This window comes from Rhizobium sp. 01T444, from assembly GCF_056398305.1.
The window spans coordinates 138593-155492 of sequence record NZ_JBFTPD010000008.1 but is presented as its reverse complement, the minus strand read 5'-3'; the positions used below and the strand labels follow the sequence as shown (position 1 = coordinate 155492).

The 16900-nt window shown below is 61.1% G+C and carries 16 protein-coding genes; 14 read left to right on the top strand and 2 right to left on the bottom strand.

What is annotated here, in order from left to right; genetic code table 11:
* Positions 1-3: 3 nt before the first annotated feature.
* A complete protein-coding gene (locus tag AC1DTN_RS14305; protein ID WP_442207538.1) occupies positions 4-1017 on the bottom strand; it encodes a LacI family DNA-binding transcriptional regulator in 1014 nt (337 codons plus the stop codon).
* 180 nt (positions 1018-1197) lie between these two features.
* On the opposite strand from AC1DTN_RS14305, the gene AC1DTN_RS14300 reads away from it, so the two are divergent.
* From AC1DTN_RS14300 to AC1DTN_RS14280, 5 genes are all read left to right on the top strand, one after another.
* A complete protein-coding gene (locus AC1DTN_RS14300) occupies positions 1198-2442 on the top strand; it encodes an ABC transporter substrate-binding protein (protein ID WP_442207537.1) in 1245 nt (414 codons plus the stop codon).
* A 76-nt stretch (positions 2443-2518) separates the two neighbouring features.
* Complete coding sequence (locus AC1DTN_RS14295; protein ID WP_442207536.1) at positions 2519-3445, top strand: carbohydrate ABC transporter permease; 927 nt, start codon at positions 2519-2521, stop codon at positions 3443-3445.
* A 20-nt stretch (positions 3446-3465) separates the two neighbouring features.
* Complete coding sequence (locus tag AC1DTN_RS14290) at positions 3466-4314, top strand: carbohydrate ABC transporter permease (protein ID WP_442207575.1); 849 nt, start codon at positions 3466-3468, stop codon at positions 4312-4314.
* 29 nt (positions 4315-4343) lie between these two features.
* Complete coding sequence (locus tag AC1DTN_RS14285; RefSeq protein WP_442207535.1) at positions 4344-6275, top strand: glycoside hydrolase family 127 protein; 1932 nt, start codon at positions 4344-4346, stop codon at positions 6273-6275.
* A gap of 10 nt (positions 6276-6285) precedes the next feature.
* Positions 6286-7383 carry an ABC transporter ATP-binding protein gene (locus tag AC1DTN_RS14280; RefSeq protein ID WP_477921488.1) on the top strand — a complete coding sequence of 366 codons (1098 nt, stop codon included), beginning with the start codon at positions 6286-6288 and terminating at the stop codon, positions 7381-7383.
* 44 nt (positions 7384-7427) lie between these two features.
* Here the strand turns inward: AC1DTN_RS14280 and AC1DTN_RS14275 are convergent, their stop codons facing one another.
* Positions 7428-8726, bottom strand: coding sequence for an alpha/beta fold hydrolase (locus AC1DTN_RS14275; protein ID WP_442207533.1), 1299 nt, complete (start codon positions 8724-8726; stop codon positions 7428-7430).
* A 96-nt stretch (positions 8727-8822) separates the two neighbouring features.
* Here AC1DTN_RS14275 and AC1DTN_RS14270 point away from each other — a divergent pair, with 96 nt between their 5' ends.
* The 9 genes from AC1DTN_RS14270 to AC1DTN_RS14230 all read left to right on the top strand — a co-directional run bounded on the left by AC1DTN_RS14270 (position 8823) and on the right by AC1DTN_RS14230 (position 16781).
* Positions 8823-9968, top strand: coding sequence for a M24 family metallopeptidase (locus tag AC1DTN_RS14270; protein WP_442207532.1), 1146 nt, complete (start codon positions 8823-8825; stop codon positions 9966-9968).
* A gap of 254 nt (positions 9969-10222) precedes the next feature.
* Complete coding sequence (phnF, locus tag AC1DTN_RS14265) at positions 10223-11011, top strand: phosphonate metabolism transcriptional regulator PhnF (protein ID WP_442207531.1); 789 nt, start codon at positions 10223-10225, stop codon at positions 11009-11011.
* Positions 11004-11462 carry a phosphonate C-P lyase system protein PhnG gene (locus AC1DTN_RS14260; protein ID WP_442207530.1) on the top strand — a complete coding sequence of 153 codons (459 nt, stop codon included), beginning with the start codon at positions 11004-11006 and terminating at the stop codon, positions 11460-11462. The genes phnF and AC1DTN_RS14260 overlap by 8 nt, the downstream gene beginning before the upstream one ends.
* Entirely contained in the window at positions 11462-12007 is a 546-nt protein-coding gene (gene phnH / locus AC1DTN_RS14255) for a phosphonate C-P lyase system protein PhnH (RefSeq protein WP_442207529.1), read from the top strand. Before AC1DTN_RS14260 ends, phnH begins: the two co-directional genes overlap by 1 nt.
* Entirely contained in the window at positions 12007-13104 is a 1098-nt protein-coding gene (locus tag AC1DTN_RS14250) for a carbon-phosphorus lyase complex subunit PhnI (protein ID WP_442207528.1), read from the top strand. The genes phnH and AC1DTN_RS14250 overlap by 1 nt, the downstream gene beginning before the upstream one ends.
* Entirely contained in the window at positions 13101-14015 is a 915-nt protein-coding gene (locus tag AC1DTN_RS14245) for an alpha-D-ribose 1-methylphosphonate 5-phosphate C-P-lyase PhnJ (protein ID WP_442207527.1), read from the top strand. Before AC1DTN_RS14250 ends, AC1DTN_RS14245 begins: the two co-directional genes overlap by 4 nt.
* Complete coding sequence (locus AC1DTN_RS14240) at positions 14012-14860, top strand: ATP-binding cassette domain-containing protein (protein WP_442207526.1); 849 nt, start codon at positions 14012-14014, stop codon at positions 14858-14860. Before AC1DTN_RS14245 ends, AC1DTN_RS14240 begins: the two co-directional genes overlap by 4 nt.
* Before the next feature lie 21 nt (positions 14861-14881).
* Positions 14882-15622 carry a phosphonate C-P lyase system protein PhnL gene (locus AC1DTN_RS14235; protein WP_442207574.1) on the top strand — a complete coding sequence of 247 codons (741 nt, stop codon included), beginning with the start codon at positions 14882-14884 and terminating at the stop codon, positions 15620-15622.
* A complete protein-coding gene (locus AC1DTN_RS14230) occupies positions 15609-16781 on the top strand; it encodes an alpha-D-ribose 1-methylphosphonate 5-triphosphate diphosphatase (RefSeq protein ID WP_113320371.1) in 1173 nt (390 codons plus the stop codon). The genes AC1DTN_RS14235 and AC1DTN_RS14230 overlap by 14 nt, the downstream gene beginning before the upstream one ends.
* The last annotated feature ends 119 nt before the right edge of the window (positions 16782-16900 follow it).

The following is a 16900-nucleotide window of genomic DNA, read 5'->3' as shown; positions in this document are numbered from 1 at the left end:
GGCTTAGGATTGATCGCCCTGGCCGGCAGACCGGCGAACGACGAGCGTACACGGCAACCTCTCGACGCCAGGTTGGACCGGTTCACCTTTCGAGAAACCGAGGATCGCAAGCCCGGCGCGGTGACCGAGTTCCTTGAGTTCCATGTCAACGGTCGTGAGCGGCGGGCGTGTCTGCCGTGAGACGACTTCCCAATTGTCGAACCCGACGACCGCAACGTCGCCGGGGATGGAGACGTTTCTGTCGCGCAGCGCATCGATGACGCCGCGAGCGATCTCGTCGCTGCCACAGAAGATCGCATCCGGTTTGGCCCCGGATCGCGAGAAGACCGTCTCGATCGCCGCATGCCCCCATTCTTCCGACCAGTCACCGAACATGACCTCGGCCGTCTGTCCCACGAGCTCCCGATAGGCCTCGGCGCGAATACAGGCGGCACGATAGTTCTGCTCGCCGGTAATGTGCAGGATGCGGGAGCGGCCGAGGCTCTGGAGATGTTCAACCGCAAGCCGCGCACCTTGAGCGTCGTCGGGATGAAAGCTGACGCTGTCCGCGGGTCCCTGCGCGAAGACGTAGACGACTGGAATGCCCAATTGGGTCAGTTCCGGCGGTGGTTCCAGATCAATGCGCGTCGCGGTGAAGATGATGCCGTCGACCTGCCGGTCGCGCAGCGCTTCGAGATGCAGTCTTGCCAGCCTTGGATCATTGTTGGTGGCGCAAAGGAAAAGGGAGACGCCATGGTCAACAAGCACTTCCGATACGCCGCTCGCCATCGGTAGCGTCAGACGCCCGTATGTATCGTTGGTCAGCATGCCGATCGCATGGCTGCGCTTGGTCAACAACCCACGCGCGAGCGCGTTCGGTCGAAATCCGATCTCCTCGGCGATCCGTCGCACCTTTTCACGGGTCTCGACATTGGTTCGCCCAGTGCCATTCAGCGCGTTCGACGCAGTTGAAATACTTACGCCCGCAGCCTTCGCAACGTCACGGATCGTATGTCGGCTGCCACCAGATTCCTTCAAATTCGCACCTGTTCAACTGGCTTGTTAAAACCTTTTAGCAGAAAAAATTTAGCTGCTAAAAGGTTTTAACAAAAAGATGGTCTTTTGATGCATACAGACTGTCGACATGAAAAATTTTCTCCGTTAACGTCATCTTCGTCTTGAGGCAGAGGAGCCTCGCATAAGAGAAGGGGAACCCATATGTTACATTTGAAAACCACGATTGCCGCTGTTGCGTTGCTGGCGAGCTCTTCTCTCGCCAGCGCCGAAGAAATCACGCTATGGGTGCGCACATCTTCGGGTGCCGTGCTTCAGGGCCTGGCCGAAAAGTACAATGCTTCGCATTCCGACAAGGTTAACGTGACCCAGATCACCGCCGAGCAGATGGTGCCGAAGCTCGGCGCCGCAATCGCCGGCGGCGCAGCGCCTGATGGGGCGGTCCTTGATCTGATCTACCTGCCGACCTTTGCAGCCAATGACAGCCTTGAGGACATCAGCGACTTCGTCAAGGGTCTGCCCTATTCGGCAGCACTCAGCCCGTCGCACATCCGCCTTGCCACTTATGACGGAAAGGTCTACGGCGTGCCGGCGCTGCCGGATGCCTCGATCATCGCTTACAACACCGACCTCTTCAAGAAGGCCGGCCTTGACCCGAACAAGGCTCCGGCCTCGCTCGATGAGATTGCCGCCGACGCCAAGAAGATCCATGCGCTCGACAAGGAAACCTACGGCTTCTACTTCGTCGCCAATTCCGGCAGCTGGCTGATCTACGACTTCCTGCCGCATCTGTGGGCGGCCAATGGCGACGTGCTCTCCGATGACGGCCGCACGGCGACCGTCGACACGCCGGCGCTGCGCGACACCATTGCTGCCTATCGCGACATGTGGAAGGAAGGCGCCATTCATCCGACCTCCCGTTCAGGCAACGGCAACAACGCCGTCGAAGCCTTCGCCTCCGGCAAGGTCGGCATCCTCATGACCGGCTCCTACATCGTCAACCTGCTGACCAGCAAATATCCCGACGTCAAGTTCGCGGTCGCCCCGATCCCAGGTCCTAAGGGCGGCGCATCGAGCTTTGCCGGCGGCGATACGGTGGCCCTCATCAAGGGCATCAGCGAGGAGAAGAAGAAGGTCGCGCTCGACTTCGTGAAATTCTACATGGAGCCCGACCAGCAGGTCTACATTACCCAGGAATCCGGCATGCCGTCGCGCACGGATCTTGCCAAGGAAGCCTATGCCAAGTTCGACCCACGCAATCTGATCGCCTACGATATCCTGGCAAAGGCGCGCACGCCCTATACCTTCTCCTCGGATGAGTTGTTCGTCAGCCGCACCGGCCCGTTCCTCAACCTGATCCAGGGCACGATTTTCGGCGATGATGTCGACGGCTCGATCAAGAAGGCGCAGGACGACTTCACCAAGATCCTCGATCGCACCAATCCGTAATCACATCTCAAGCGGGGCGGCCTCCCGCCCCGCTCCTTCCGCGGATGCCGACGCGCGGTTTTGAAATCTTCGAGGAATGACAGTGGTCGACACGCCGACAACACACATAAAACAGCCGATCTCCGGAGAGCCGGAGCCGAAGGGCTGGCTAGGGCTGGCCTTCATCCTGCCCGGCTTTCTGTTCATCCTGGTGCTGTTTCTCGTTCCGCTCGCCATGACGATATGGATGAGCTTCTACAACTGGCCGCTGCTAGGCCGAAAGAAATTCATCGGTCTTGCCAACTACGGCGAACTGCTGGGCGACATGCAGCTCTGGCATTCGCTGGGCTTCACGATGCTCTATACCGTGCTGGTGACGGCCGCGATCTTCGCCGTTGCCTTTCCCTTGGCACTGCTCGTCGATCGCCCACTGCGCTCGGCCGGCTTTTTCCGCACCATCTTCTTCATGCCTGTCGTCATCGGTTTCGGCGCGGCCTCCACACTCTGGATGTGGCTGCTCAATCCTGACAGCGGCGTCTTCGCTCAGGTTCTGCGTGGCATAGGTCTCATCAGCTCGGCACCGCGCCCGCTCGAAAGCTTCTGGCCAGCGATGGCCGTGATCATCCTGATGGTCGTCTGGAAAACCGCAGGCTTCACGATGGTCATCCTGCTGACCGGCCTGCAGGGCATTTCCAACGATGTCATCGAGGCCGCCAAGATCGACGGCGCCAGCGTCTTCAGCCGGTTCCGCTGTATTACCCTGCCGCTGATGCGCAATTCGCTGGTGCTGGCTCTGGTCCTCAATGTCACCTCCTCGATGCTCGCCTTCGACCAATTCTTCATCATCACCCAGGGTGGGCCGGAAAACAGCACGATCTCGGCGGTATTTTCCATCTACCTGGCATCCTTCTCATCCTATCGGCTCGGCTACGGTTCGGCGCTCTCCTTCGCGCTGCTGATCGTGCTGGTCGCCATCAGCGCCATTCAATTCGTGCTGCTGCGCGAGCGCCCGGAGGAAGGCTAATGACCGTGACCCCATCCAAGATGAACACCAATCCGCGGGGCGGCCAGACGGGCTACCTGCTCTTCCTGCTGGCATCGATCCTGTTGGCGATCTTCTTCATCATGCCGATCGTCTGGTCGCTGGCGAATTCCTTCAAGCCGGCTGCCGAGGCGCTCGCCAACCCGGCCGCGCTGTTTTCCAAGACCTTCTCGCTGGAAAATTACCGGCGGCTCGAGAATGTCGGCGCCGGCTGGTATGTGTACGCTGCCAATTCGGTGATGATCGCAGTCGGCACGGTTGTGCTGACGGTGGTCGTCTCCGTGCCGGCCGGCTACGGCTTCTCCAAGTTCCGGTTTCCCGGCCAGTCGCTCCTCTTCGTGCTGATCATGGCGACGATGATGATCCCGTTCCAGTCGATCCTGACGCCGCTGTTCCTGATCCTGAAGCTGCTCGGGCTGCAGAACAACCTCTTCGGCCTGGTGCTGATCTACGTCACCTTCCAGCTGCCGTTTTCCGTCTTCATGATGCGCAATGCCTTTGATGCCGTGCCGAAGGCGTTGATCGAGGCGGCGCGCATCGATGGCGCCTCGCAGGCAACGATCCTGCGCCGCATCATGCTGCCCATTGCGCTGCCCGGCGTGGCGACGGTGGCGATGTTCGCCTTCCTCAATTCGTGGAACGAGTTCCTGGCCGCGCTCATCTTCCTGTCGGACCAGAACAAGTTCACGCTGCCGATCATGCTGGTGAACGTGTCCTCGGGCCTTTATGGCATCATCGACTGGGGCGCTCTGCAGGCCGGTATCGTGGTCACCATGATCCCCTGCATCATCCTCTTCCTTCTTCTGCAACGCTATTATGTGCGCGGCCTGACGGCCGGCGCCGTGAAATGAGAAGCGGCCCGTCCGCTCAAGGAGTTCCCATGCCCATCGCCCAGAAATCACAGTCACGATCCCCGATCGACCGCTACCTGCCGGCTGACCATACCCGCGTCGCCTTCAATGGCGGCTTCTGGAAGAGCTGGACGGAAACCGTCCGCGACGTGACCATCCCCACCCAACATATGCGGCTTGACGAGGAAGGCTTTCTCGAAGTGCTCGATTTCGACAAGCCGGCCGGTCCGTTGGCGCGACCGATCCAGCCGAGTGGCCTGTCGATGCAGCATTTCTTCGATTCCGATTTCGGCAAGTGGATCGAGGCCGCGAGCTACACGCTGAAGAACAATCCGAATCCGGACATCGAGGCCAAGATCGACGCGATTGTCGAGAAGCTCGAACATGGCCAGATGACTGACGGCTACCTCAACAGCTGGTTCATCCGCCGCGAGCCGGAGAAGCGCTGGACCAATCTGCGCGACCTGCATGAAATGTATTCGATGGGCCATCTGTTGGAAGGCGCCGTCGCCTATTTCGAGGCGACCGGCAAGCGCCGCTTCCTCGACGTGATGATCCGCGCCGTCGATCACATCATCGACACCTTCGGCCGTGAGCCGGGCAAGCTGCGCGGCTACGACGCGCATGAGGAAATCGAGCTGGCGTTGGTCAAGCTCTACCGCGTCACCAAGGATCCCCGCCACCTTGATCTCGCCACCTATTTCGTCGACGAACGCGGCCAGATGCCCTCTTACTATGACGAAGAGGCGCGCAAGCGCGGCGAGGACCCGGCCAGCTATGTCTTCCAGACCTATGCCTACAGCCAGGCGCACATGCCGGTTCGCGAACAGACGCAGGTCGTGGGTCACGCCGTGCGTGCCATGTATCTGTTCTCGGCGATGGCCGATCTTGCGTTCGAGAATGATGACGAGGGCCTGAAGAGCGCCTGCGACCGGCTCTTCGACAATCTGGTGGGACGACAGCTCTATGTCACCGGCGGCCTCGGGCCCTCGGCCTCGAACGAAGGCTTCACTAGGGAATACGACCTGCCGAACGAGACGGCCTATGCCGAGACCTGCGCGGCCGTGGCGCTCGGCTTCTTCAGCCACCGCATGGCGCAGATCGAGCTCGACAGCAAATTCACCGACAAGCTCGAAACCGTGCTCTACAATGGCGCGCTGTCAGGCATCTCCCGCGACGGCGAACATTATTTCTATGAGAACGTGCTCGAAAGCCACGGTCAGAACCGCCGCTGGAAATGGCACTACTGCCCCTGCTGCCCGACCAATATCGCCCGTTTCATCACCTCGCTCGGTCAATATTTCTATTCGAGCAAAGCCGATGAGGTTGCTGTCCACCTCTACGGCGAAAATGCCGCGGAGCTCACGGTCGGCAATTCCTTCCTGCGTCTGAAGCAGAAGACCGAATATCCCTGGAATGGCGATATCGGGATTTCGCTCGGCCTCGATCAGCCGAAGCGTTTCACGCTACGCCTGCGCATTCCCGGCTGGTGCCGCGATGCCAAGGCCTCCGTCAACGGCGAAGCAATCAAGCTGGATATCATCAAGGGTTATGCGGCCATCGAACGTGAATGGAAAGATGACGACGAGGTTCGCCTCGCTTTCGACATGCCGGTCGATCGCCTCTATGCCCATCCGGCGGCAACGGAGGACAATGGCCGCTTTGCGCTGCGGCGCGGCCCAGTGATCTTCTGCGTCGAGGAAGCCGATCTCGGCACGGAGCCGCAGCGGCTGAGGTTGCCCTCGCAGGGCGAGATTGCCGCAAATTTCGACGAAACGCTCCTCGGCGGCGCCACGGTTCTCGAAGGCGACGCGCTGGAAGCCGATGCCTCCGACTGGCAGAATTCGCTCTATCGCACCGAGCCGCCGGCGCTGAAGCCGCGGCGATTCAAGGCGATCCCCTACCATCTCTGGGCAAACCGAGAGCCGGGCGCAATGGCCGTCTGGTTGCACGAAAAGTAGGGAGATCACAATGGCACGCCTTGAACTGCGCAACGTGGTCAAATCCTACGGCATTTACGAAGCCGTGCGCGGCATCAACCTCGATATCGAGGACAACGAATTCGTCGTCTTCGTCGGCCCCTCCGGCTGCGGCAAATCGACGACGCTGCGCATGATTGCCGGACTGGAACACATCACCGGCGGCGATATCGTCATCGGCGATCAGGTCGTCAACCGGCTTGGCCCCGGCAAGCGCGACATTGCCATGGTGTTCCAGAACTACGCGCTTTATCCGCATATGAGCGTGCGCGAGAACATCTCTTTCTGCCTCGAACAGCAGAAGCTGCCGAAGGCGGAGATCGACGAGCGCATCAGCCGTGCGGCCGAGACGCTGCATATTACCGAACTCCTGTCGCGGCGCCCCGGCCAGCTCTCGGGCGGCCAGCGCCAGCGCGTCGCCATGGGTCGCGCCATCGTGCGCAATCCCAAGGTCTTCCTGTTCGACGAGCCGCTGTCTAATCTCGATGCCAAGCTGCGTGTGCAGATGCGCACCGAGATCAAGCGCCTGCACCAGTTGCTGCCGACCACGACAGTCTATGTCACCCACGACCAAGTCGAGGCCATGACTATGGCTGATCGCGTCGTCGTCATGAATGGCGGCATCATCGAACAGGCCGGGCCGCCGCAGGAACTCTACCATCATCCTGTCAGCCAGTTCGTGGCCGGCTTTATCGGCTCGCCGTCGATGAATTTCCTCACTGCGATGCTTGAGGCCGAGGGAGATGGGCTGGTCGTCATCCTGGAAGACGGCAGCCGGCTTGCGGTTCCCGCGACCCGGTTTCAGGAATATCAGGCGCATGCCGGCAAGCCGGTCATCTTCGGAATCCGGCCGGAATCGATATCAAGCCTGACGCCGAAACCCGGCTTTGAAACCATCGAGGCGAATGTCGACCTGGTGGAGCCGCTGGGGCCGGAAACGATGATCTATTTCGACATCGGCTCGGTCAGCATGTGCGCCAATGTCGATCCTGAGAGCGACCCGCGCCCACGCACGAAAATGCCGCTCTCCTTCAACATGAACCGCATGCATCTCTTCGACCCCGTCGGCGGCAGGTCGCTTTCGGCCTGACGTCGACGTACGTGCGAACATACCAAAGGCGGAAACCCCTCGGATTAACCGAGGGGGCCGCCGCGATCGCGCACCATCTGCCTGAGGCGCGTGAAGACAGCGGCTGACTGGCGCACGCCGTCGTGTTCGAATTCGTTCGTCACCCAGGTCTTGATATTGCCGACATCACGGGCAGTCGCGAGTGACAACTCGGCATCGACATACATGTCATCGAAATAGACCGCTGCGGCGACCGGGATCTCGCTTGATGCCAGCCGGGCCGGATCGTAGAGCGGTTCGAACCCGTCGTGACGCGCCAGCGCCTCCACCGCATCGCGGAAGGGCCGCAGCGAGCGGATTTCCTCAAACATCCACGGATACATCATCTCGCCGGTCAGATAGAGCGGCCGGCTCTCTTCACCGAATTCGGCGAATTCCGACCGGATACGCTCTGCCGCCCAGCCGGTCGCACCCTTGCCCTGCCCGTAGATGCTTTCCTGCAATACGGCGAACATTGGATTTCCATCATAGGAGGTCAGCGACATGACGGAGGCGAGGAAAGCATCGGAGAACCGCGTTTCCTCCGGATCGGAGAAGGCTTCGTCCACCAGCCAGTGCACGTTCTCGTAACCCGGCGCCATGCCGAAATCGATGCCGATGGTCTGCAGCCGACGCACCGTCAAGCGATCCCCGTCAGGCAGACGGACATCATCGGCGGCAATGCGCTCGGCGATCCGGGCGATGCGGTCGCGATCGGCAGGATAGCGCTGGTAGTATTCCCGGTTCTTGGCAGCAACCCGCAGATAAGTGCGGCGATAAACCTCATCTGCCGTTGCCGAGAGCCCAGCCAGCCCGCCCGTGACATAGCAGGCAGCCAGCCCCTCCGGCGCCTGCGACAGATAAGTCAGCGTCAGGAAGCCGCCATAGCTCTGACCAAGCGTCTCCCAGCGCACGCCGCCGAACAAGGTCTTCCGGAGATACTCGCAATCGGCAATGATATTGTCGGCCCGAAAATGGCTGAGATAATCGGCTCCGGCCCTCCCGTCCGTAAAAGCAGCCATGGTGGCGCTCTCGATGCGGGTGCTTCTGCCCGTACCGCGCTGATCGAGCAGCACGACGCGGTAATTCTTGAGCGCCTCGCCGAGCCAGGACGGACCGCCGCCGACCGGTCGCGGCGACTTGCCGCCCGGGCCACCCTGCAGGAAGAGAAGGACAGGCAACTTTTCCTGCTTGCGTGCGGGATCGCAAACCTCGCGCGCGAAGACCTTGACCGAGGCGCCATCAGGCTTTTTCCAGTCGAGCGGCACGTCGACGAGATGGTCGCAGACATGAACCCCGGGGATCGTATATTCGCTGACGAGCATGATCAAATCCTGTGGAATGTTTGTCGACACACTGCCTACAATTGCCCTATGCTGGAATCAAGCATTCAATTTTGACAAAGATAACGGATATATAGCGTGTCTCTCCCGGTCTGGTCCCATCCCGTCGCAGCCATCACTGATGAAGAACGGCGCAACCGCCTGTCGCGCTTGCGCGAGTGCATGCAGACGCACGGCATCGCCGCCACGCTGCTCGGCCCGACAGAGAGCTTACGCTATTTTACCGGCCTGGTCTGGCACCTGAGCGAGCGGCTGCTCGGCGCGGTCGTGACTGACGATAAACTCACTTACATCGTACCCGGTTTTGAGCGCAGCCGCGTCGAGACCCTGGCGCACCTGCCCGGCGAGATTGCCGTCTGGGAAGAAGAGGAAAGCCCTGCCGCATTGGTATCACGGCTCGTCGGTCCGTCCGGCAAGCTCGCGCTCGACGATGCATTGCCGCTTGCCTTCTATCACGCCTTTACCAGAGAGATAGCGGCGACCCGCCTTGTCGATGCAGGGCCTGTCATCCGCGCGCTACGCGCCATCAAATCGCCGGCTGAAATCGCCCTCATCCGGTATGCGATGGGTATCACGCTAGATATTCATCGCAAGGTCCACGACACGCTCGCGCCCGGCATAGCCGCCTCGGACGTTGCGCGCTTCATCGACCAGCAGCATCGCGCTGCCGGCGCCGATGGCGGCTCGACCTTCTGCATCGTCTCCTTTGGTGCGGCGACAGCGCTGCCGCATGGGGCGGATGGCGAACAGATCCTGCAGGCGGGTGACGTCATTCTCGTCGATACGGGCTGCCGGATCGACGGTTATCATTCAGATCTGACACGCACCTATATGCTGGACGAGGGCAATCGCGAATTCGTACGCGCATGGGCAATCGAGCGTGAGGGCCAGCAGGCCGTTTTCGATGCGGCAAAACTCGGCACGCCCTGCGAAAGTCTGGACGTGGCCGCCCGCAACGTGTTTGTGCGGCATGGGCTCGGACCGGACTATCGCCTGCCCGGTCTGCCGCATCGCGCCGGCCATGGCCTTGGCCTCGAAATCCACGAGGCGCCCTATATCGTCCGCGGCAACGAAACACTGCTGGCACCGGGCATGTGCTTCTCGAACGAGCCGATGGTCGTCTTCCCCGGCACATTCGGCGTTCGCCTCGAAGACCATATCTACATGACCGAAGATGGCCCGCACTGGTTCACGACGCCCGCAGAAAATCCCTACGCAGTCTGAATTTCGTTTCCCTCCCACGCCAAGTCATCTGGTGCCATCGGTTCTCCTGGCGTCGGACATGAACGCGACGCCGATATCGGATGATAATCCGTCGGCAGCATATTTGTACATCCGGATCTTCCGGACCGGGCCTGCGCGACCGGTTCGCTTCAGTCACCTAGTCAATCAGCGAAGAGGTCGTCCGCCGCTTACACAAAAGCGTCACCGATAGCCGCTATGTTTAGGTCATCCGAATGAATTTTGGATTCATCCGAATGACTAATGAAGAACATTCGATCGAAGCAAGATCGCGGTCCGGCCACTGGCAGATCGTCGAGAAACAGATCAACAGGGATATCGCGTCAGGCGCGCTCCAGCCGGGAAGCCGCCTGCCGACGGAAGCCGAGATCATGGAGCAGTTCCAGGTCGGCCGCCACAGCGTACGACGGGCGATCGCCGAGCTTGCTGCTGCCGGAAAGGTGCGGGTCGAGCAGGGGCGCGGTACCTTCGTGGAAGAGCACTCCGTCATCACCTACAATATCGCCCGGCGAACGCGCTTCCGCAAAAACCTTCTGGAACAAGGGCGCGTTCCCTCCGGCCAGCCGGTCTCTGAGTCGGAGATCGTGGCGCCGCCGGGGATCTCCACAGCACTCAAGCTCCCGGAAGGCGCAAAGGTCTACATGATCGCCCGCCGCGGCTTTGCCGACGATGTGCCGATCAGCCTCAGTCATTCCTACCATCCGGTCGAGCGCTTCCCGAACATGCACCTGCGCCGCCGCGCGGGTGAATCGGTCACCAGCATCTACGCTGCCTTCGGCATCCCCGACTATGTCAGGCAGAGCACCATAATCCTCACCCGCCGCGCGATTGGTGACGAAGCGCAGCTTCTTGCCCAGTCGCCCCAGCAGCCGGTGCTCGTCGTCCAGAAAACCGACGTCGACATGGAAGGCCGGCCAATCGCCTATTCCGAGACCGTCTGGGCCGGAGAACGCGTGCAATTCAGCATTGATAACGAGCCGGAGGATCGCGCTGCGACGACGGCAAAAGGACAGGACGATGAATGACACCATGGAAGCCGGCGCGCCCCCTGCCAGCTTTAGCCATGCGAGCATGCTCGACATACTTGCCAGGGCGGATGCGGAAGGGATCAAAGCCGTTGCAGAGGAACTGCTCGATGATGTGGGAGCGGTTGAGGTTCTCGTGAACCGCACCGGCCTTGCGATGCTGCCCTACACTGACACCGTGCATAACACGGCCTTCCATCTCGGCGAAGTGCTGATGGCCGAGGCCCATATACGCCTGTCGGATCATGGCGTAGAAGGTTATGGCGCCGTCGTCGGGCGCGATCTCGAACATGCCATGGCGATCGCCGTCATCGATGCGAGTTTCGCAGGCAAGATCGGCAAGACCGGCATCGAGACCTTCCTGACCAGCGAACAGCGCCGCCAGATTCAGGACGACGATATCAGGCTGCGCAAGGTCGAAGCGACGCGCGTGCGCATGGAGACCTTCTGATGACACAGACCTTGCTCCTTCCTACTGATGAGGACATGCGCACGAACGCCACCTTCGATGCGCTGATGTGGGCACTTGCCCGTCCCGGCCGCGTCCAGCCCCTGCCCTTTCAGGGCCTTCTTGCGCTGGCCGAAAGCCTGCTCGACCGCGAATGCAGCTTCTTCTGCACCGATGAGAGATTGAAGGCAGAGATTGTCGGGACCGGCGCCAATGCCGTTGCCCTGCATCAGGCGGAATATGTCTTCGCATCGATCGGCGACCGCGCCGAAGTCTCCGCGCTTTCGGTAATGCTCAGCGGCAGTCTGCTCTATCCAGATGCCTCCGCAACGATTTTCGCGCCGGCCATCATCGGATCGGGAACGAGGCTTCGCCTGACAGGCCCCGGCGTCAACGGTTCCATCGATATCGCGATCGGCGGCGTGCATCCGGATTTCTGGGCGCTGCGCGCCGAAGCCACCCACTATCCGCTCGGCTGGGACATCTATCTAGCCGACGGCGCAAGCCTGATCGGCATTCCCCGCTCCACCAAGATAGAGGTGCTCTGATGGCCTATGTTGCAACACGTGGCGGAGAACACGCTATTGAACAGTCCGAGCGCTTCTATCGCGAAGAACTCGGACAGATCGACAAGGCCCGTGTCGACGCGATCGGCGAGAGCCTGCCTTACTTGGTCGACCGCGTGATGGGCGAAGCCTCGCTTTACGCGCCGGAGCTTGCCGCATTGGCGCTGGCCCAGTCCGGCGGCGACCTCTACGAGGCAGTGCTGCTGCTGCGCGCCTATCGCACCACCCAGCCGCGCCTGACGATTGCTGAACCGGTGCGCCAGCGGGATCTCTTTACAGTGCGGCGTATTTCGGCAGCCTTCAAGGATATTCCAGGCGGCCAGATCCTCGGGCCGACGCTCGATTATTCGCACCGTCTGCTGAATGTCGATGTGCTGAACGGAACGACCTTCGTTCCAGAACCGGTGGAAGCCGCAAAGACACCCGCACCCGCCACCCAGCCGTCGCTCACCGACTGGCAGAAGGCGCAGGGCCTGATCGAGGAGACATCAACGGAAGACGTACCGCTCGACGAGATCCCCGATGTGACGCGCGAGCCGCTGCTCTTTCCGGCAAGCCGCGCCCACAAGCTGCAGAGTCTGGCGCGTGCCGATACCGGCGGGACGCTGGCGCTCGGCTACTCGACCATGCGCGGTTATGGCAGCGTGCATCCGACCGTCAACGAATTGCGGCTCGCCGAAGCCGAAGTGCGCATCCGCCATCCGCGCGGCACGCTCTTCAGCGCCGGACGCGTGCGCGTCAGCCAAACGGAGGTCATCTCCAAGAGCAAGGGCCTCGAACTCGGCTTTTCCGCCACGTTCGGCTGGAACGAGGTGAAGGTCATTGCCGCCGCCTCGCTCGATCTCGCCTCCAATCAGCCCAATCCCCATCCGGCCTCGAATGAGGAATTCGTCCTCTACCATACGGAACCCGTCGAAAGCTCGGGCTTCTGCATCCACTTCAAGCTGCCGCATTACGTGACCTTCCAGTCGAGCCTCGATGCTATCAGGCGCGTCAAAGCCGACAAGGCGGCCAATGAAACCGGCGCACCCCAGGACGGCGCCGTCAAGCAGGCCGAACTCGAAAAGGCAATGCCGTGAAACTCGATCAACTGACAAAACCCTGGGCGGCCTTCAGCTATGGCTTCCTGGACGAATCCGCCAAGCGCGAGATGCGCCGCCGCATCCTCAAAGCCATCGCCATTCCCGGTTATCAGGTGCCCTATGCCAGCCGCGAAGTGCCGATTGCCCGCGGCTGGGGAACCGGCGGCCTGCAGGTGACGCTGACGCTCCTGAAGCCGACATCCGTCGTCAAGGTCATCGATCAGGGTGCCGACGATTCGGTCAATGCCAGCAGCATCCGCAAGTTCCTGCGCCGGGTTAGCTCGGCCCGGGAGACATTGGATACGCTGGAGGCAGACATCATCCAGTCGCGCCACCGCATCCCAGAAGAGAAGCTGCGCGAGGACCAGATCCTCGTGCTGCAGGTTCCCAATCCCGAACCGCTGCGGCCTGTCCAGCCGGACATGTCAGAAGCGCGTATCATGCATGGTGATGCCGATTACGGCCAACTCTGGTTGACCCTCTACGAGCAGCTGGTGCGCTCCGGCCGGATTATGCAGGGTTCCAGCTATCCGAGCATGGTCAATGGTCGCCATGTGATGACCCCTTCGCCGATCCCGCGCTGGGATGTGCCGAAGATGAACCAGGCGGCGAACCTCACCATCCTCTCGGCCGGCCGCGAAAAGCGCATCCATGCCGTGCCACCCTACACCCGCGTCGAACCGCTTGTATTCGACGACGTGCCCTACCGGGTCGAGGATCATGCTGACAAGATTTGTCACCGCAGCGGCGTAACAGGCTATTTCATGAACGAACTACCGCAGGATGATGGCTCCTCCACCTTCGAGGTTTCCGACAGCCAGTATGGCGTCAAGCATATCCGCAAGCAGGACGGCGAGACCGTTGCCATCGGCGAAACCTATTACAAGCAAGGCAAGATCGAGCAATGAGCGCCGCCCCCCTTTCCGCCTCCAATCTTTCTGCCGCCAATCTTTCGGCATCCGGGCGCCAGCCGCCGCGGCTGATGCTGTCCTCGCCGATCCTGACGATGAACGGCATCCGCAAGAGCTTCGGCAAGGTACAGGCGCTGCGCGGCGTCGATGTGACCGTCTATCCCGGCGAAGTGCTCGGGATCGTCGGCGAATCCGGTTCCGGCAAATCGACTTTGCTCAGGATGATGAACCTAGAAGACCGGCCGGATGACGGTGAATACAGGCTGGCGCTTCCCGGCCGCGAGGATATCAACCTCTTCGCGCTCGACCGTTTCGAGCGGCGCATGCTGCGGGCGCGCCATATCGGCATAGTCTACCAGAACCCGCATCTTGGTTTGAGGATGAACCATACGAGCAGCGGAAATGTCGCCGAGCGGCTGCTGATCGCCGGCGAGCGGAATTTCGCAACGCTTCGTGCCCGCGCCAAGGGCGCACTCGATGCCTCGGAATTTCCGGTCGCGCGCATGGATGCCCGTCCCGCAGAACTCTCGGGCGGCATGCAGCAGCGCGTGCAGCTTGCCAAGGCGATTGCGCTCGAACCGGCGCTTCTGCTGCTCGACGAACCTACCACGGGGCTCGATGTCAGCGTCCAGGCGCTGGTGCTCGACACGCTGAAGCGGCTGCAGCGCGAACGCCGGATCACCATCGTCATCGTTTCGCATGATCTCGGTGTTATCCGCACGATGGCAGATCGTGTGATGGTGATGCGCAACGGCGAAGCCGTCGAAGAGGGGCTCGCCGACCAGATCTTCCAGGATCCGCAGCATGAATATACCCAGCAGCTCGTGCATGCGAAGCTTTGAGAGGAGACCGAGCCGGTGAACATGCACACACATCCTGCCGCTTCGGCGCAGACCATTCTCTCCGTCCAGGGCCTCGCCAAGCATTTCGAGATGCATCATCTCAAACGCACGCTGCACGCCTTCGACAAGGTCGCTTTCGAACTCCGCGAAGGTGAATTCATCCTGCTGACCGGCGAAAACGGCGCCGGCAAATCGACGCTCTTGCGCACGCTCTACCGTTCCTACGTACCGCGCGCCGGCCACGCCTATTATCATACGCGCGAAGGTGTCATCGATCTAACAGTCGCAGCCGACGTCGATATCGCCCTCCTGCGCAAGCGGGAGATCGGCTTCGTGACGCAGTTCCTGCAGGCCCGTCCGCGCGTGGCGGCCGAAGAACTGGTCGCCGAGCCGCTGCGCCTTGCCGGCCAACCTTACGACGAGGCGATTGAACAGGCGCGCCGTTGGCTTTCCGCCTTCGGCGTCAAGCCGGGGCTCTGGGCGGCCTACCCCTCCACCTTCTCCGGCGGCGAACAGCAGAAGGTCAATCTGGCGCGTGCCCTCATCCTGCCGCAGCGGCTTCTCTTCCTCGACGAGCCGACCGCCTCGCTCGACAAGAATGCGCGCCGCGCACTCGTTGCCCGCCTCGCCGAGCTGAAAGCTGCAGGCGTCGCAATGATCGGCGTCTTTCACCACCCCGACGATATCGCGGATCTCATCGACCGCGAAATCAGCCTTCAAACCCGACAGATCCAGGATGGAGTAGAGAATGTGGCTGAGTGATTTCGAAATCGTGCTGCGCGATAGGGTCATACCGCGCGGTGCCGTGAGGATCGAAGGTGGCATGATCGCCGACATCAGGGAAGAGCCGGTGGCCGAAGCCGATATTTCAGGCGACGGCAGGCTGCTGCTTCCGGGCTTCATCGACATGCACGGCGATATGATCGAGCGCGAGATCGAGCCGCGGCCGAATGTGCGCTTTCCGCTGGAACTCGGCATTTTCGAACTCGACAAGAAGCTTGCCGGCAATGGCATCACCACCGCCTATGCGGCGCTCTCCTTCCATGCCAATAGCAGCTATGGCCACATCCGCTCGGAAGAGCATTCGCGCTCGATCATCCAGACGCTGGTCGAACTCCGGAAGAACGATCTCCTGATCGACCACAGGGTTCACGCACGTTTCGAAATCACCTTCACCCATGCCCGCGCCGTCATCGAAGACCTGCTGCGGGCCGGCGCCCTCGATCTCGTCTCGCTGATGGACCACACGCCGGGCCAGGGCCAGTACCGCGATGTCGAACGCCATATCGAGACGATCGCGCGCAACAACAAGATCAGTCTCGAACAGGCTGCCCAGCGTGTTCAGCAACGCATGGAAAACCGCGCCCAGAACAATGACGCGGTCGACAATCTGCAGGGCATCGCCGCCACCGCGCGCGACCATGGCGTCATCATCGCCTCCCATGATGACGACAGCGTAGAGAAGATCGCAATCGTGGAGGGACTTGGTGCGCGCATCAGCGAGTTTCCTGTGACGATGGCGGCTGCACAGGAGGCCCGCAAGTTCGGGCTGGCAACGGCCATGGGCGCACCGAATGCGCTTCGCGGGCTTTCCTATTCAGGCAATCTTTCTGCCCGTGAGGCCTATGAACGCGGCGTTCTCGACATCCTGGCGAGCGATTACCATCCCTCCGCCATGCTGCCGGCTGCCATCGCACTTGCGGAAGCCGGATCGGGCGGACTGCCGGCTTCTGTGGCGCTGGTCAGCGCCAATCCCGCCAAGGCGCTTGGGCTGACAGATCGCGGCGCGATCGAAGTTGGACTGCGTGCCGATCTCGTCATCGCCGAGCATGGCCGCCTTCCGCGGGTGCGGGCCACTTTCTGCCGGGGCAGGCAGGTCTATTCGGATGGAATTGTCCTGCGATTCCAAAAGGCTGCATAAGAAGCCTCCAGCCGGAAAGCGCCAGGGGCTGCTATTGAACAAAATACATCCGGATTTTCCGGATGTATTACTTGATAAAAACAACGTAACTATCGGCAAATATTGAACAATTACTTAAT

Coding starts and splice junctions, on each gene's coding strand:
- AC1DTN_RS14300 (WP_442207537.1), top strand. CDS start 1,198: ATGTTACATTTGAAAACCACGATTGCCGCTGTTGCGTTGCTGGCGAGC.
- AC1DTN_RS14295 (WP_442207536.1), top strand. CDS start 2,519: ATGACAGTGGTCGACACGCCGACAACACACATAAAACAGCCGATCTCC.
- AC1DTN_RS14290 (WP_442207575.1), top strand. CDS start 3,466: ATGAACACCAATCCGCGGGGCGGCCAGACGGGCTACCTGCTCTTCCTG.
- AC1DTN_RS14285 (WP_442207535.1), top strand. CDS start 4,344: ATGCCCATCGCCCAGAAATCACAGTCACGATCCCCGATCGACCGCTAC.
- AC1DTN_RS14280 (WP_477921488.1), top strand. CDS start 6,286: ATGGCACGCCTTGAACTGCGCAACGTGGTCAAATCCTACGGCATTTAC.
- AC1DTN_RS14275 (WP_442207533.1), bottom strand. CDS start 8,726: ATGCTCGTCAGCGAATATACGATCCCCGGGGTTCATGTCTGCGACCAT.
- phnF (WP_442207531.1), top strand. CDS start 10,223: ATGACTAATGAAGAACATTCGATCGAAGCAAGATCGCGGTCCGGCCAC.
- AC1DTN_RS14260 (WP_442207530.1), top strand. CDS start 11,004: ATGAATGACACCATGGAAGCCGGCGCGCCCCCTGCCAGCTTTAGCCAT.
- phnH (WP_442207529.1), top strand. CDS start 11,462: ATGACACAGACCTTGCTCCTTCCTACTGATGAGGACATGCGCACGAAC.
- AC1DTN_RS14250 (WP_442207528.1), top strand. CDS start 12,007: ATGGCCTATGTTGCAACACGTGGCGGAGAACACGCTATTGAACAGTCC.
- AC1DTN_RS14240 (WP_442207526.1), top strand. CDS start 14,012: ATGAGCGCCGCCCCCCTTTCCGCCTCCAATCTTTCTGCCGCCAATCTT.
- AC1DTN_RS14235 (WP_442207574.1), top strand. CDS start 14,882: ATGCACACACATCCTGCCGCTTCGGCGCAGACCATTCTCTCCGTCCAG.
- AC1DTN_RS14230 (WP_113320371.1), top strand. CDS start 15,609: ATGTGGCTGAGTGATTTCGAAATCGTGCTGCGCGATAGGGTCATACCG.